This is a genomic window from Achromobacter insuavis (assembly GCF_902859645.1).
Taxonomy (GTDB): Bacteria; Pseudomonadota; Gammaproteobacteria; order Burkholderiales; family Burkholderiaceae_B; genus Achromobacter; species Achromobacter insuavis.
This window is the reverse complement of record NZ_CADIJR010000026.1, coordinates 57,993-71,005: the sequence shown is the minus strand read 5'-3', so window position 1 is coordinate 71,005 and position 13,013 is coordinate 57,993. Positions and strand designations below refer to the sequence as shown.

Genomic DNA, 13,013 nt, shown 5'->3' with positions numbered 1-13,013 from the left:
GGGATGCTCTCGTTGTGGCAGTCCGGCTGCTACCGGCTGATGGATGACGACGTCCCTACCCCAGCACCCTCCCACTGCGGAAGGCGCATCTACACCATACAAGGATGACGAAGGGGAAGTCCGGAGCGAACGCTCCGGACCGCAATCGTAGCCCCGCCATCCCCCGCCTGCCCCGCCATGCGCGTCCCCAGAACCACTTATTCCAACTTGATCCCCGCCGTCTTGATCACATCCCTCCACTTACCCACCTCGCTTCGCAAGAACGCCCCAAACGCCTCCGCACTCCCCGGCTTAGGCTCCGCCCCCGCCGCCACCATCGCCTGCGCCGTCGCCGGATCCGACAACACCTTCACCATGTCCGCATTCACCCGCGCCACGATCTCCCCAGGCGTCCCCTTCGGCGCCAACACCCCGCTCCACGAATACGCCTCATACCCCGGCACCCCGGACTCCGCAATCGTAGGCACCCCCGGCAACATGCTCGACCGCGTCGGATTCCCCACCCCCAACGCCCGCACCTTCCCCATCTTCAGATGCGGCACCGCCGACGGTCCATCGGCGAACATCACCTGCACCTGCCCGCCCAGCAGATCCTGCATCGCCGGCGCGCTGCCGCGGTAAGGGATGTGCTGGATCTTCACCCCCGCCATCGCATTGAACAACTCGCCCGCCAGGTGCGTGCCGCCGCCCGTCCCCGAGGAACTGAACGACAGCTTGCCCGGATTGGCCTTCGCATAGGCGATCAGTTCGCTCACCGAATTCACCGGCAGCGACGGATTCACCACCAGCACGATCGGGAACACCGCCGCCATGCCCACCGGCACGAAGTCGCGATTGATGTCGTAGGTCAGGTCGCCGCGCAGGCTCGGCAGCACCGCGTGGTGGATGGAGGCGAAAAAGAAGTTGTAGCCGTCCGGCTCGGCCTTGGCGGCGAACTGCGCGCCGACGATGCCGCCCGCGCCCGAGCGGTTGTCCACAACGGTCGGCACGGACCACAGGTGGCCCAGCGGCTGCGCCGTGAAACGCGCGGTGGTGTCCACCGGACCGCCGGCCGGAAACGGCACGATGAAGGTCACGGCATGGCCGGGCCAGGTGGCGGCGCGGGCGAAAGTGGGCAGCAAAGTCGTGGCGCACGCAGCGCCCAGCCCCGCGATGACGCGGCGGCGTTGGGGATCTAACAAGGCAGTCTCCTGAGTCGTTCTTGTCGATGGCGCGGCCGCAAGCCACACCGGAACGACGCGGTGCCTTGCCGCCTGCCGGCCCCATTTTTTCTGCTGCCCGCGCATCAGGCGCGGCCGGGGCTTTTTTTATTATTTGCCGCGCGGCCGCTTTTGCCGCTACACATTTTCAAAAGCCCCTCTTTCGCCGCGACGCCACGTTCGCTGATCGGACACTATCGCCGGTCCGATGTGGCGCCGTGGCGACGGCCGCGCGCACGTTGCGCCAACCGGGGCCGGACCATCGCGCGCCCTGCCCGCTGGGGCTACTGCCCTCGCGCGGCCCGCTGCACGTGCTCGATGAAGCACTCGGCGAAGCTCGGCAGGTCGCGACCGCGCTGGCGGCACAGCAGGCGGTCGCGCAGGGCCCACGGGTCGTCCAGCTTCAGCACGTGCAGCGCATCGGGCCGGCTGTAGCGCGCCGCGCAGGCGCGCGGCACCACGGCGATGCCGGCGCCGGCCTCGACCATGCGGCACACGGCCTCGAAACTGCCCACGTGCACGCGCTGGCAGATGCGCTTGCCCAGGCCGCTGGCGATGTCCTCCAGGAAGGTCTGGATGGCGCTGTCGGGATGGATGCCGACGAACTGATAGGCATCGATCAGGTCGGCGAAATGCGCCGATTTCGAGGCCGCCAGCGGATGATCCAGCGCCGTGACCACGGTGAGCTCATCGCGGAACAGCGGCGTCACGTCCAGGCCTTCGACATCGATGTTGCCCGCCACCAGCCCCAGGTCGCCGGCGCCCGCGCGGATCGCGATGACGATGTCGCCCGAGATCTTCTCTTCCAGCTCGACATCCACGTCGGGGTTCTCGGCCAGGAAGGTCGACAGCGCGTCCGCCAGGAACGAATTGGTGGCGGTGGTATTGGCCAGCAGGCGCAGCCGTCCCTTCAGGCCGCTGGCGTAAGGCTGCAGGTCGGCGTTCAGGCATTCGAGCTGGCGGAACACCGCGTTGGCGTGCTTGAGCAGCACCTCGCCCGCCGGAGTCAGCGCCACGCCCGTGGCCATGCGCACCAGCAGCCGCGCCTTGAAGGCCTCTTCCATGTGCTTGACGCGCGCGCTGGCCGCGGGCAAGGACAGGAAGGTGCGTTCGGCCGCACGGGTCAGATTGAGCGTCTCTCCCACGTTCAGGAAGAGCCTCAGGTCAGTCAGATCATGTCTCATGTTCCACCACACAGAAGGGGGGCATTTCTAATTTTGAATTCTTCGAATGCCGTCACGAACATACCATGGGGCAACCCCGTAAACCATACGGTTTGACGCGGAACTGTTTCCCAACGCGGCACGCGCCGCGGCATCAGGAGTGAGTCCCCATGAGCGGTATTGTTTCCGGCAAGGTCGTCGTCGTCACGGGCGCGGGAGGCGGCATCGGCCGCGGCATCGCGCTGGCCATGGCGCGGGCGGGCGCCAAGGTGGTGGTCAACGACATCGGCGTCTCGCTGACCGGCGAAGGCGGCGGCGATGGCCCGGCGCACGCCGTGGCGCGCGAGATCGCCGCGGCCGGCGGACAGGCCGTCGCCAACACCGACAGCGTGGCCGCCTACGACAGCGCCAGCCGCGTCATCCAGGCCGCCGTCGACGCCTTCGGCCGCATCGATGCGGTGGTCAACAACGCCGGCAACCTGCGCGACCGCGTGTTCCACAAGATGAGCGAAGAGGAATGGCGTCAGGTCATCGACGTGCACCTGAACGGCTCATTCTTCATGAGCCGCGCCGCCGCGCCGTATTTCCGCGAACAGGAATCCGGCGCCTTCGTGCACATGACCTCCACCTCGGGCCTGATCGGCAACTTCGGCCAGGCCAACTATGCCGCCGCCAAGCTCGGCATCGTGGCGCTGTCCAAGTCGATCGCGCTCGACATGGCGCGCTACAACGTGCGCTCGAACTGCATCGCGCCGTTCGCCTGGAGCCGCATGACCAGCTCGATTCCCGCCGAGACCGACGAGGAAAAGGCGCGCGTCGAGAAGCTGAAGAAGATGGAAGCCGACAAGGTCGCGCCCATGGCCGTGTACCTGGCCAGCGATGCGGCCAGCGCCATCACCGCGCAGGTGTTCGCGGTGCGCGCCAACGAGATCATGCTGATGAGCCAGCCGCGGCCGCTGCGCAGCGTGCACTACAGCGAGGGCTGGACGCCCGAACTGATCGGCGAGATCGCCGTGCCCGCCATGCGCAAGCACTTCTACGCGTTGGAGCGTTCGCCCGACGTGATCGACTGGGACCCCATCTGAGACCGCCATGCCGCTCGACTACGCAACCGTGAAGCACTGGCGCTTCGACGACGTGCGCCAGCACTACGACGACAAGGACACCATGCTGTACGCGCTGGGCATCGGCCTGGGGCAGGACCCCGAGGACACCCGCCAGCTACGCTACGTGTACGAAAAGGACCTGCGCGCCTTCCCCACAATGAGCGTGGTGCTGGGCTACCCGGGATTCTGGATGAGCGATCCGCGCGCCGGCATCGACTGGGTCCGGCTGGTGCATGGCGAACAGCGGCTGACGGTGCACGCGCCGCTGCCCACGTCCGGCACCGTCATCGGCAAAAGCCGCATCACCCACGTGATCGACAAGGGCGCGGACAAGGGCGCCATCGTGGTCACCGAACGCACGCTGCACGACACCGCCGGCACCCACCTGGCGACCCTGCGGCAAAGCACCTTCTGCCGCGGCGACGGCGGCTTCGGCCAGGGCGACGCCAGCCCCGAGCCGCTGCCCGCCGCGCCGCAGGGCGAGCCGGAGCGCCGCTGCGAACTGCGCATCCCGCCGCAGGCGGCGTTGCTGTACCGCTTGAACGCCGACCGCAATCCGCTGCACGCCGACCCCGAGGTGGCGCACCAGGCCGGCTATCCCAGGCCGATCCTGCATGGGCTGTGCTCGTACGGCGTGGCCGCGCATGCCGTGGTCAAGACCTGGTGCGACTATGACGCCGCCCGCCTGACCCGGCTGGACGCGCGCTTTTCGGCGCCGGTGTATCCGGGCGAGACGCTGCAATGCGATATGTGGCGCATGCCCGACGGGCAGATCCGCTTCATCGCCCGCGCTGTCGAACGCAATATCGTCGTGATGAGCCATGGCGCCGCCGAGGTGCAATCATGACGCGCCCGCCCGCATTGGACGGCATCCGAGTGCTGGACCTGTCGCGCATCCTGGCCGGCCCCTGGTGCACGCAGAACCTGGCCGACCTGGGCGCCGACGTCATCAAGATCGAACGGCCCGGCGTCGGCGACGACACCCGCGCCTGGGGCCCGCCCTTCCTCAAGGACGGCCAGGGCATCGACACCAACGAGTCGGCCTACTACCTCAGCGCCAACCGCAACAAGCGTTCGGTCGAGGCCGACATGGCCACGCCGCACGGCGCCGCGCTGATCCGCGAACTGGCGGCGGTCAGCGATATCCTGGTCGAGAACTTCAAGGTCGGCGGACTGGCCAAGTATGGCCTGGACTACGCCAGCCTGAAGGACATCAACCCGCGCCTGATCTACTGCTCGGTCACCGGCTTCGGCCAGGACGGCCCGTTCGCGCAGCGCCCCGGCTACGACTTCATGATCCAGGGCATGGGCGGCCTGATGAGCATCACCGGCGAACGCGACGACCTGCCCGGCGGCGGCCCGCAGAAGGCCGGCGTGGCGGTCACCGACATCGTCACCGGCATGTATGCGACGGTGGCGATCCTGGCGGCGCTGCAGGAGCGCCACCGCAGCGGCCTGGGCCAGCACCTGGACATCGCGCTGCTCGACAGCCACGTGGCGCTGCTGGCCAACCAGAACTCCAACTACTTCAACTCCGGCGTGGCGCCGACGCGCGCCGGCAACGCCCACCAGAACGTGGTGCCCTACCAGGTGTTCGCCGCCCGCGACGGCCACCTGATCGTGGCCACCGGCAATGAATCGCAGTACCGCGCCTATTGCGCGGCGATCGGCGCGCCCGAACTGGGCGATGATCCGCGCTTTGCCACCAACCGGCTGCGCGTGGCCAACCGCGGCACGCTGGTGCCCTTGCTCACGGACATCATGCGCGAGGGCAGGCGCGATGACTGGATCGCCCGGCTGGAAGCGGTGGGCGTGCCCTGCGGGCCGATCAACGACATCGCCCAGGCCTTCGCCCATCCGCAGGCGCAGGCGCGGCAACTGCGCCGCGACCTGCCCCACCCTGGCGGCGGCGTCGCGCCCGTGACCGCCAGCCCGCTGCGCTTCTCGGCCTCGCCGGTGGTGTATCGGCGCGCCCCGCCGCTGCTGGGCCAGCACACCGAGGAAGTGCTGCGCGACGTCCTGGGGAAGTCGCCGCAGGCGATTGCCGCATTCGTGGCTGGCCGCGCGGGATAGCAGTCTGATTTCTTGCCATCCCCGCTCGCTTCCTCTGCCCTTGCGCGCCTACATTCACACAATCAAAAAGATCTCCGCATGCACTGACCAGCTTGGTTTTTATTTAAGCCGGGTTGGTCATCAAACGCCGTTTTCGCATTCCTACACTTACCGGCACGTCATTCATCCGTCCGGTAAATGTAGGGCACGTCCATGCAATTCCTGTCTTTCCGAAAGCAGTCTGTTCCCCCCAATCGCCTCACGTATGCGGCGCTGCTCATGCTGGCCCTGAGCGCCGGCGCGGCCTTGCCGGACGCGGCGCTCGCCGACGCGGGCAAGCGTGGCGGCGGCCAGGGCGGGCGGGCCATCAAGAACAGCGCCCTGAGTCCGCTCATCCGCGGCGGCGAAGGCGGTGGATTGGAGGCCGTCGTCGCGGGCGGCGCGGTCGGCGCGGGCGGCAATGCCACCAACAGCCCGGGCACCGGCGGTCTCGCCCCCGCAACCCTCGGCGCCGATGAAACAACCATCACGGTCGACGCGCACGGCCGCAATGGCAGTTGCGCCGCGCCGTGCACCCCCGATGGCCCCGATCATTCCGGCGGCGGCGGCGGCGTCGCCATCCTCGGAGGAGAAAATACCCGCCTGACCGTGGCCGCGGGGGTCGACGTCCAGGGCGGCGCGGGCGCGTTGGGCGCCGACGGGCTGGTCTACGCCGGCGGCGCCCTGCACACGGCCGGCGGCGGCGGCGGCGGCGCCGCGGGCATCGCCGTGCAGTCCGGCACCTTGACCCTGAACGGCAACGTCACGGGCGGCGCGGGGGGCCCCTCTCCGTACCAGCCCGGCGGCGGCGGCGATGGCGTGGTGCTCGGGCATGGCGACATCATCGTCAATGCGCGGATCTCCGGCGGACAAGGCGGCTCGCGCCGTTACTACGGCACCCCGAGATCGGCCAGCGGAGACGGGGGCAGCGGCATATCGATCGGCTCGGGCACCGTCATCAACAACAACGTCGTGCTAGGCGGCCGCCCGGGCGCCGTGGAGGTCCCCGCCGCGGCCACCGAGGGCAAGGTCGGCGTCGCGCTGCGCGCCGGCTCCAACACCACGGTCACCAACAAGCGCCGCTTCAACAGCAGCGGCGGCGCCGCCATCGTGTTCGAAGGCAACGACAACACGCTGATCATGTGGTCCGGCTCCGACATCATTGGCGATGTCCGCTTCATGGGCCAGCGCAATCAACTGGCGCTGGGCAGCGACGACGACGCCCCCACCACGGCGAAGATCTGGAGCGACGGCAATCTCGACTTCGGCACCGATGGCGTCTACACCGTCCGGGTCACACCCTCCGCGGCGGACCGCCTGGATGTCGTGAATGCCGCCAGGCTCAACGGCGCGGCCGTGAAGGTCAACGCCATGGCATCGGACCTGTACGCCGAGCACACCACCTACACCATCCTGCACGCCGACGGCACGTTCAACGGCACGCGCTTTGGCGACGTGGCGTCCAACCTGGCGTACCTCACCCCCACACTCAGCTATTCAGACGACGATCAGGACGCCCTGCTGACGTTGGCGCGCAAGGAAGCGCCCGCGCCGCGCCCTCCCGATCCGGCTCCGCCCGTGATTGATCCGGTTCCGCCTTCTCCCGATCCGGTGCCGCCGGTGATTGACCCGGCTCCGCCTTCTCCCGATCCGGTGCCGCCGGAAGCGGGCGGCGGCGCCCCGTCGGGATCGATTCGTTTCGCCGATCTGCTCGGCGGGCGCAACGCCATCGCCGCCGCCAATGCGATCGACGGCCTGCCCGACGGGCATGACCTCTACCGCCACGCGCTGAACCTGCCCGAAGGCGCGCCGCAGGCCTTTTTTTCGGCGCTCGCCGGGGAACTGCACGCCAGCGTCCGCCATGCGCTGCCCGGCCTGGACGCCACGATCCGCAACGTGCCCCTGGCGCATCTGCGCGCCAATCTGTCCGCGGGCCTGCGTCCCGGCGAACCGATCGCGGCGGCCGGCCTGAGCGACGCCGCGCCGGCCGCGTCCACGCTGCCCGTCTCCCGCGCCCGGCCGGTCTGGGCGCAACTGATCGGCAACTGGCAGCGCCAGGACGCGACCGATGACACGACCGCCGTCCGCCTGCGCACCACCGGTCTCTTCGTCGGCGCGGACCATGCCCTCGGCGCCGGCTGGCGCCTGGGCGGCGCGCTCGGGTACACCGACAGCCAGTTGCGCACCAAAGGCACGGCAGACCGCGGCGGCATCGACAGCTACAGCGCGCTCGCCTACGGCGGCAAAGCCTTCGAGGCCGGTCCCGGCACGCTCAACCTGATGCTGGGCGCGTCCCATACCTGGCACGACATCGACACGCGGCGGCGCGTCGCCGTCGGCGGCCTGGACCAGACGTTGCGAGCCGGCTATCGCGCCAACACCACCCAGGTCTTCACCGAACTGGGCTACACCCTGGCCCCCGGCAACGGCCTGACGCTCGAACCCTACGCGGGCCTGGCGTGGGCCGGCCTGCGCAGCCGGGCATTCCAGGAAAGCGGAGGCAGCGCCGCGCTCTCGGGCACGCGCCAGGCCACCCGCACCACGACGGCCACGCTGGGCCTGCGCGCCGCCCAGTCGCTGCAGATGGGCCCGCTCCAAGGCAGCGTCACGGCCGGCGCTGGCTGGCGCCGCGCCTTCGGCGATCTGCGGCCGACCTCGACGCTGGCGTTCGATACCGGCTCGGCCTTTACCGTCACCGGCGCGCCCATCGCCCGCAACGCCGCGCTGCTCGAAGCCGGGCTGCAGGCGCAGGCCGGCCGCAATGCGACGGTCGCGCTGAACTACGCGGGACAACTCGGGGCGGGCAGCCGCGACCACAGCGCCACGCTGAGTTGGCGCTGGACCTTCTGACCGCTCCCTTTATCAGACGGCCTAACCGGCCCCAACCCGCGGTTTTGCGCTCCCTGAACCTTATGATGCCGGTCACCCACTGATAAAGGATTCCGCAGGCCGACGGCGGCGTGCCCAGGCGCCAATCCCCTGACTATCCGCTTGCGCCGCTGCCCTGGGCCTGACTGCGCGCCGTTCGCCCGCAGCGTCGCGAACGCCGGCAATCCGAGGTCTTCCGAGACCTCGGCCGCAATGACGCGGCGGAACATTTTCGTTCGAGTTCAACATGCATTGGTTTTCCCTCAAGCGTCTGTTCCGTCGCAAGCGCGACACGCGAAGCGCCGATCTTTACGGCCAGATCGCCGCGATCCACAAGGCGCAGGCGGTCATCGAATTCGACCTGGACGGGCATGTGCTCATGGCCAACCAGAATTTCCTCGACGCCATGGGCTACACGCTTGAAGAATTGCTGGGGCAGCATCACCGCATCTTCGTCGCGCCCGACCGCCGCGATTCGCCTGAATACATGGCCTTCTGGGACAAGCTCAAGCGCGGCGAATACGACGCCGGGCGCTATCGCCGCATCCACAAGGATGGCGGCGACGTCTGGCTGCAGGCCAGCTACAACCCGATCCTCGATGCCGCCGGCCGGCCCTTCAAGGTGGTCAAGTACGCCACCGACGTCACCGAGCAGCAGCGACGCCAGGCGGACACCGAAGGCCAGCTCGAAGCCATCTCCAAGGTGCAGGGCATCATCGAGTTCGAACTGGACGGCGCCATCATCCGCGCCAACGACCTGTTCCTGGACGCCATGGGCTATCGCGAAGACGAATTGCGCGGCCGGCACCACAGCATGCTGGTGTTGCCCGAAGAGGTCCGCAGCCCCGCCTACAAGGAATTCTGGCGCAAGCTGCGCGGCGGCGAATACGACACCGGCCAGTACCTGCGTATCGGCAAGAACGGCCGCCGCGTCTGGATCGAGGCCAGCTACAACCCGATCTTCGACGCCGAGGGGCGGCCGTTCAAGGTGGTGAAGTTCGCCACCGACATCACCAAGCGCTTCACCGCCGCGCAGACGCTGCGGGTGGCGGTCCAGGGCCTGACCGAAAACGCCGAACGCGCCAGCCAGGCCAACACGCTGGCGCGCGACGCCTGCCAGGTCGCCGAGGAAGGCGGCAAGACCGTGGCCGGCGTGGTCGCCACCATGGGCACCATCACCGACAGCTCGCGGCGCATCTCGGAAATCATCGGAGTCATGGATGGCATCGCGTTCCAGACCAACATCCTGGCGCTGAACGCCGCGGTCGAGGCGGCGCGGGCCGGCCCCCATGGCAGGGGTTTCGCGGTGGTGGCGGCGGAAGTGCGCAGCCTGGCCCAGAACAGCGCGTCCGCGGCCAAGGAGATCAAGGACCTGATCACCACCTCGGTCCAGCAGATCGGCAGCGGCGCCGAACAGGTCCAATCCGCCGGCGCCACCATGGAGAACATCGTGACCTCGTCGCGGCGGGTCACCGAGATCATGGGCGAAGTGGTCGAGGTGTCGCTGGCGCAATCGGCCAAGCTGGGCGACGTGACCGAGGACATCACCCAGATGACGGCCGAGGCGGCGCACGAATTGCAGCGCGCCTACGACGTGCATGACCGGCCCGTGACGGCGCGGCCGACCGCGTCGGCGCGGGCCGCCGCGGCCGGCTCCCCGGCGCCCTCGCAACCGGCGCTGGAGTACGTGCGCTACTGACCTGGATCGAGCCGGCCAACGAAGCCCGCGCAGACGGCGGGCCCCGACACGCGCCGGCAGGGATAAAAAAAACGGGCGCCGTCTCCGGCGCCCGTTTCGCGTTCCCGCCGCCGGCTTACGCCGTGGCGACCGGGATCTTGCCGATCCGGGCCTGCCATTCCTTCGGGCCGGTGGTGTGGACCGAAGTGCCCTGGGCGTCAACCGCCACGGTCACCGGCATGTCCTTCACGTCGAACTCGTAGATGGCTTCCATGCCCAGGTCGGCGAAACCCAGCACCTTGGCGCCGCGGATCGCCTTGGACACCAGGTAGGCCGCGCCGCCCACGGCCATCAGGTAGGCCGAGCCGTGCTGCTTGATCGACTCGATGGCGACGGGGCCGCGCTCGGACTTGCCGATCATGGCGATCAGGCCGGTCTGCTCCAGCATCATGTCGGTGAACTTGTCCATGCGGGTGGCGGTGGTCGGACCGGCCGGGCCCACCACTTCGTCGCGCACCGGATCGACCGGACCGACGTAGTAGATGACGCGGTTGGTGAAGTCCACCGGCAGCGGCTCGCCCTTGGCCAGCATGTCCTGGATGCGCTTGTGCGCGGCGTCGCGGCCGGTCAGCATCTTGCCCGACAGCAGCAGGGTCTGGCCCGGCTTCCAGCTGGCGACTTCTTCCTTCGTCAGCGTGTTCAGGTCGACCTGCTTGGACTTGTTGTAGTCCGGCGCCCAGTGCACTTCCGGCCATTCCGACAGCGACGGCGGGTCCAGGCGCGCCGGGCCCGAGCCGTCCAGCTCGAAGTGGGCGTGGCGGGTGGCCGCACAGTTCGGGATCATGGCGACGGGCTTGGAGGCCGCGTGCGTCGGGAAGGTGCTGATCTTGACGTCCAGCACGGTCGTCAGGCCGCCCAGGCCCTGGGCGCCGATGCCCAGCGCGTTGACCTTCTCGTACAGCTCGATGCGCAGTTCTTCGAGCTTGTTCTGCGGGCCGCGGGCCAGCAGTTCGTACATGTCGATGTCTTCCATCAGCGACTGCTTGGCCATCAGCATGGCCTTTTCGGCGGTGCCGCCGACGCCGATGCCCAGCATGCCCGGCGGGCACCAGCCGGCGCCCATGGTCGGCACCGTCTTGAGCACCCAGTCCACCAGCGAGTCGCTGGGGTTGAGCATGGCGAACTTCGACTTGTTTTCCGAACCGCCGCCCTTCGACGCCAGCTGCACGTCGACCTTGTCACCCGGGACAAGCTCGACGTGCAGGATACAGGGCGTGTTGTCGCGGGTGTTCTTGCGGGCGAACAGCGGATCGTCCAGCACCGAGGCGCGCAGGGGATTGTCCGGGTTCAGGTAGCCGCGGCGCACGCCTTCGTCGCACAGTTCCTGCAGGGTGCGCTTGGTGTCGAAACGCACGCCCATGCCGACCTTCAGGAACACGTTGACGATGCCGGTGTCCTGGCACAGCGGGCGCTTGCCCTCGGCGCACATGCGCGAGTTGGTCAGGATCTGGGCCATCGCGTCGCGCGCGGCCGGGCTTTCCTCGCGCTCGTAGGCGCGGGCCAGGTGGCGGATGTAGTCGACGGGGTGGTAATAGCTGATGAACTGGATGCCATCGGCTATCGACTGGATGAAGTCTTCTTCTTTGATGAGGACGGACATGGCGATATGCGATTAACGAAGGGAACGTGAAAACGCGGCCGACCTACCGGCCAGCCGCGCTGGTGAAAGGGTTACTTTTGCCGCCGGGCCGCCCCAAGGCAAAAGAGCCCCCTTGGGGGCAGCTAGCTCGCACTGCGAGCGCGGCGTGGGGGGAGGTTCCCCCGCCGGGCCGCCCCAAGGCAAAAGAGCCCCCTTGGGGGGCAGCTAGCTCGCGCAGCGGGCGCGGCGTGGGGGCACCCATTTATTTTCCTTGCCAGACCGGCTTGCGCTTCTCCGCGAAAGCGGTGGCGCCTTCCTTGGCGTCGGCCGACGAGAAGATATGGGCGATCAGCGGACGCTGGCGGCCGAACATCTCTTCCTGGGTCCAGTCGCCGGACTGCGCCACGATGCTCTTGGCGGTCTGCACCGACAGCGGGCCGTTCTCGACGATGGCGCGGGCCAGTTCCAACGCGCCGGCCAGGGCGCCGCCCGGCTCGGTCAGGCGGTTCACCAGGCCGAAGCCGTAGGCGCGCTCGGCGCCCAGCATGTCGCCGGTCAGGATCACTTCCATGGCGATGTGGTACGGCAGGCGGCGCGGCAGGCGCAGCATGCCGCCGGCGCCGGCCACCAGGCCGCGCTTGACCTCGGGCAGGCCGAACTTGGCGTTGCTGGCGGCCACGATCAGGTCGGACGCCAGCGCCATTTCGCAGCCCCCAGCCAGGGCGTAGCCTTCGACGGCGGCGATCAGCGGCTTTTTCGGCGGCGCTTCGTTCAGGCCGGCGAAGCCGCGGCCTTCGACGTAGGGGCGCTGGCCCGACTTGGCGAAGGCCTTCAGGTCCATGCCCGACGAGAACGTGCCGCCCGCGCCCGTCAGGATGCCGATGCGCACGTCGTCGCGGCTGTCCAGCTGATCCAGGGCGGCGGCCATGGCCTGGGCGGTTTCCAGGTTGATGGCGTTCTTGGCCTCGGGGCGGTTGATGGTGATGATCTGGATGCCGTCGGCGACTTCCACCTTGATCAGGTCAGACATGCGGATGCTCCTTCCGGGGTTTGGGGATGTTGGTTTTATATAAGACTGGTCAACCTGGAATGATACGACCAATGCCCGGCCGCCGCAGGGCGGCGCCCGGGCCGTGTCCGCCTGGAGCACGCCCCGCCCGATATGTAACCGCCAGGATGTAACCGCAATCCCGGGGTCCGGCCCCGAGGCCGCCCCGGGGCAGTTAAAATGCCCGGTTTCCCACGCCCACGGCAAACGTCGCCCGGCGA

Annotated in this window: 9 protein-coding genes; 5 read left to right on the top strand and 4 right to left on the bottom strand. The window is 68.6% G+C overall.

What is annotated here, in order from left to right:
• Positions 1 to 197: 197 nt before the first annotated feature.
• Positions 198 to 1,181, bottom strand: a complete 984-nt coding sequence (locus tag H0523_RS15270) for a Bug family tripartite tricarboxylate transporter substrate binding protein (protein ID WP_054433574.1) — start codon at positions 1,179 to 1,181, stop codon at positions 198 to 200.
• Between the two features lie 302 nt (positions 1,182 to 1,483).
• A complete protein-coding gene (locus tag H0523_RS15265) occupies positions 1,484 to 2,383 on the bottom strand; it encodes a LysR family transcriptional regulator (RefSeq protein ID WP_054433573.1) in 900 nt (299 codons plus the stop codon).
• A 149-nt stretch (positions 2,384 to 2,532) separates the two neighbouring features.
• Here H0523_RS15265 and H0523_RS15260 point away from each other — a divergent pair, with 149 nt between their 5' ends.
• The 5 genes from H0523_RS15260 (at position 2,533) to H0523_RS15240 (ending at position 10,126) form a co-directional block, all read left to right on the top strand.
• Positions 2,533 to 3,447: an SDR family NAD(P)-dependent oxidoreductase gene (locus H0523_RS15260; RefSeq protein ID WP_054433572.1), complete on the top strand. Its 915-nt coding sequence runs from the start codon at positions 2,533 to 2,535 to the stop codon at positions 3,445 to 3,447.
• A 7-nt stretch (positions 3,448 to 3,454) separates the two neighbouring features.
• The gene (locus H0523_RS15255; protein ID WP_054433571.1) at positions 3,455 to 4,315 is read left to right on the top strand and encodes a MaoC/PaaZ C-terminal domain-containing protein; all 861 of its coding nucleotides are present in this window, start codon (positions 3,455 to 3,457) and stop codon (positions 4,313 to 4,315) included.
• A complete protein-coding gene (locus H0523_RS15250; RefSeq protein WP_054433570.1) occupies positions 4,312 to 5,541 on the top strand; it encodes a CaiB/BaiF CoA transferase family protein in 1,230 nt (409 codons plus the stop codon). Before H0523_RS15255 ends, H0523_RS15250 begins: the two co-directional genes overlap by 4 nt.
• 258 nt (positions 5,542 to 5,799) lie before the next feature.
• The gene (locus H0523_RS15245) at positions 5,800 to 8,409 is read left to right on the top strand and encodes an autotransporter family protein (protein ID WP_231689935.1); all 2,610 of its coding nucleotides are present in this window, start codon (positions 5,800 to 5,802) and stop codon (positions 8,407 to 8,409) included.
• A 265-nt stretch (positions 8,410 to 8,674) separates the two neighbouring features.
• Positions 8,675 to 10,126 carry a methyl-accepting chemotaxis protein gene (locus H0523_RS15240; RefSeq protein WP_054433569.1) on the top strand — a complete coding sequence of 484 codons (1,452 nt, stop codon included), beginning with the start codon at positions 8,675 to 8,677 and terminating at the stop codon, positions 10,124 to 10,126.
• 115 nt (positions 10,127 to 10,241) lie between these two features.
• Here H0523_RS15240 and H0523_RS15235 read toward each other — a convergent pair whose 3' ends face one another.
• Both H0523_RS15235 and H0523_RS15230 read right to left on the bottom strand, forming a co-directional pair.
• Complete coding sequence (locus H0523_RS15235) at positions 10,242 to 11,765, bottom strand: fumarate hydratase (protein ID WP_054433568.1); 1,524 nt, start codon at positions 11,763 to 11,765, stop codon at positions 10,242 to 10,244.
• Between the two features lie 241 nt (positions 11,766 to 12,006).
• Positions 12,007 to 12,774: a crotonase/enoyl-CoA hydratase family protein gene (locus tag H0523_RS15230; RefSeq protein WP_006393032.1), complete on the bottom strand. Its 768-nt coding sequence runs from the start codon at positions 12,772 to 12,774 to the stop codon at positions 12,007 to 12,009.
• Positions 12,775 to 13,013 lie beyond the last annotated feature (239 nt).

Excerpts from the sequence above, each read along its gene's own strand:
- H0523_RS15265 (WP_054433573.1), bottom strand. The coding sequence starts at position 2,383 with ATGAGACATGATCTGACTGACCTGAGGCTCTTCCTGAACGTGGGAGAG.
- H0523_RS15255 (WP_054433571.1), top strand. The coding sequence starts at position 3,455 with ATGCCGCTCGACTACGCAACCGTGAAGCACTGGCGCTTCGACGACGTG.
- H0523_RS15235 (WP_054433568.1), bottom strand. The coding sequence starts at position 11,765 with ATGTCCGTCCTCATCAAAGAAGAAGACTTCATCCAGTCGATAGCCGAT.
- H0523_RS15250 (WP_054433570.1), top strand. The coding sequence starts at position 4,312 with ATGACGCGCCCGCCCGCATTGGACGGCATCCGAGTGCTGGACCTGTCG.
- H0523_RS15230 (WP_006393032.1), bottom strand. The coding sequence starts at position 12,774 with ATGTCTGACCTGATCAAGGTGGAAGTCGCCGACGGCATCCAGATCATC.
- H0523_RS15245 (WP_231689935.1), top strand. The coding sequence starts at position 5,800 with ATGCTGGCCCTGAGCGCCGGCGCGGCCTTGCCGGACGCGGCGCTCGCC.
- H0523_RS15260 (WP_054433572.1), top strand. The coding sequence starts at position 2,533 with ATGAGCGGTATTGTTTCCGGCAAGGTCGTCGTCGTCACGGGCGCGGGA.
- H0523_RS15240 (WP_054433569.1), top strand. The coding sequence starts at position 8,675 with ATGCATTGGTTTTCCCTCAAGCGTCTGTTCCGTCGCAAGCGCGACACG.